2 protein-coding genes are annotated in these 2368 nt (G+C 60.9%); both read right to left on the reverse strand.

What is annotated here, in order from left to right; all coding sequences use genetic code 11:
- Positions 1-161 precede the first annotated feature (161 nt).
- Positions 162-1406 (reverse strand): nucleoside recognition domain-containing protein, encoded by a 1245-nt coding sequence (locus tag KHO41_RS40845; RefSeq protein ID WP_211958870.1) that lies wholly within the window; start codon positions 1404-1406, stop codon positions 162-164.
- Positions 1407-1476: 70 nt separating this feature from the next.
- Positions 1477-1863: a DUF488 domain-containing protein gene (locus KHO41_RS40850; RefSeq protein WP_211958871.1), complete on the reverse strand. Its 387-nt coding sequence runs from the start codon at positions 1861-1863 to the stop codon at positions 1477-1479.
- Positions 1864-2368 lie beyond the last annotated feature (505 nt).

A 2368-nucleotide genomic window follows, 5' to 3' on the forward strand; every position in this document is an offset into this window, starting at 1 on the left:
AGCCAAAAAAAGTGGGGGCCTGTCGAAAACTCGGGCCGCCTTCCCGCTGAAATACAACAAGGCGGGAAAAGCCCAGCGCAACACCAGGCCACAGGTGCCAAGAATGCGGAGCAACATTCAGCGCTAAATAGCGTTTCAAAGCGTCTCAAGAGGCATTTTTATTATCGGAACAGATAAGCGGCACCGATGGCGCAGAACAGCCCTGCAACGTCGGCAAACAGTGCACAGCCAAGCGCGTGGCGTGTATTGCGCACATTGACGCTGCCGAAATAAACTGCCAGGACATAAAAGGTGGTCTCGGTCGATCCCTGGATGATGGCTGCCAATCGACCTTGGAAGGAGTCCACGCCGTAAGTGGTCATCACATCGACCATAAGCCCGCGCGCGCCGGCGCCGGAAAGTATTTTCATCAGCCCGACCGGAAGCGCGGGGACAAACTCTGTGTTCAGGCCAAGCCAGGCGAAGCCGGCAGACAGCCACTGCATGAGGATGTCCATGCAGCCCGTCGCGCGGAACAGGCCGATCGCGACGAGAATCGCCACCAGGTACGGGATGATCTGCACCGCAACGCCGAACCCTTCCTTGGCGCCGTCGATGAATGCCTCGTAGACATTGACGCGGCGTATCGCCCCGCATATCAGGAACACGGTGATCAGTGACAGGATGAAGCCGCTACCTGCCAGGGCAGTGAGCCGACTGACCTGGTCCGGCGGCGCGTGGCGAAGCCAGACCAGCAGCCCGCCCACGCCAAGCGCGCCCAGCGCTAAAGCCGCCAGCACCACAGGCCGGAACAGGTTCAGCCGCTGTACCCAGGCCACGGCCAGCAGGCCCGCCAGGAACGAACCGCCAGTCGCCAGCAGTGTCGGCAGGAAGATGTCGGCCGCATTGAACCCAACCAGGCCTTGCTTGATCGCGATCGCCTGCCGCATGGCGATGACCGAGGTCGGAATCAGGGTCAGGCCCGCCGTGTTCAGCACGATGAACATGATCTGCGCGTCGGTGGCGACGTCCGGGCGTCGATTCAGCGTCTGTAATTCCCGCATGGCGTTCAGGCCAAGCGGTGTCGCCGCATTGTCCAGCCCAAGCAAGTTCGCCGAGACGTTCATCATCATCGCGCCCTGGGCGGGATGGCCCTGCGGAACGCCGGGGAAGAAGTGCCGCAGAAGCGGGTTGACCAGCCTGGCGAAGGCATCGACCACGCCGGCCCGCTCGCCGATGCGCATGATGCCAAGCCACAGGCTCATTACGCCGGCCAGCCCCAGTGAGATCTCGAATGCCGTGCGGGCGCTGTCGAACAGGCTGGCCAGCATGGCGGGGAATACGGCGAGGTCGCCGCTTGCGAGTCGAATGCAGGCCGCCAGGAACGCAATCAGGAAGAAGCCGAGCCAGACGAAATTCAGGACCATCGGAAATCGGAGCGGAGAAGGAGCGGTACGGGTCGACGGCCCGCTGATGACTGCGGTGGTGGGGACGGTGTCAGTCGATCACCGCGCCGCGTTCGGCAAGCAAATCGCGCAGCACCGAGCGATGGCAATGCGCTTCATCCTCGCAATAGCAACCCACCGAGAAGTTGGTCTGGTGGGACAGGGCTGCAAGCAGGTCCAGCGTACGGCTGGCATCGGGTTCCGCCATTTCCTTGCGGAAATGCCTGACGAAGGTACGCCAGGCCTTGTCGTCCGTCGCCGCGAGCGCCTGGGCAACCAGTTCTGGCGTCGGGGACAGGACGGGATACCAGACATCATAGAAATCGCGGCTCGCGAATTCCGCCTTCGGCACGCCGCGTGGCGGTCGTCGGACAGTGCCGATGCGAAGGCCTTCATCGGCGGCACGGGGGGATCCCAGTCGAACGATCCGGATGGTCATGGAAGTTTCCGCTCGGGCGGTAGCGCTTGGTCAAGACCCCGATCATGAATCATCGTGTCGTGCATGACAAACATCTGCATGCCCGCCATTGCATTCCTCTAACAAGTCGCGTGCAGCACGATGGTTTGGACTGAAACTAGCATCCCGGCGGCGCCACACACCCAAATAGTTCCCTATATATAGAAGCCCTCGATTTGGTCCGGCAGCCATAAGTCGGGGGACACAAAGTGCTGCTTTGGTAGCTTTTTCGGGTTTGGTGATTTATTTCACCAAACCGCTTGCCAAGGGCAGTTTGCTGCCGTAATATTCGCCCCCTCGCAACACAACGCGGCGCTGCAAAGCAGGGCTGGCAAGGGTTGCGGGGTCGATTGGGTGGTTCGAAGCGAGGTGTTTAGCGCGACGAACCGAGGCAAAAAAAGATGCTGACCCAGTTGACGAAACGAAGAAAGTTCTGCATAATCTCGTTTCTCTGCTGCTGACGCAGCGACGCAAACGGCAAAGCCGG

Source organism: Cupriavidus numazuensis (genome assembly GCF_905397435.1).
GTDB classification, from domain to species: Bacteria; Pseudomonadota; Gammaproteobacteria; order Burkholderiales; family Burkholderiaceae; genus Cupriavidus; species Cupriavidus numazuensis.

What these genes read in the sequence shown, in the direction of transcription:
- KHO41_RS40845 (WP_211958870.1), bottom strand. Translation starts at nt 1,406, where the DNA reads ATGGTCCTGAATTTCGTCTGGCTCGGCTTCTTCCTGATTGCGTTCCTG.
- KHO41_RS40850 (WP_211958871.1), bottom strand. Translation starts at nt 1,863, where the DNA reads ATGACCATCCGGATCGTTCGACTGGGATCCCCCCGTGCCGCCGATGAA.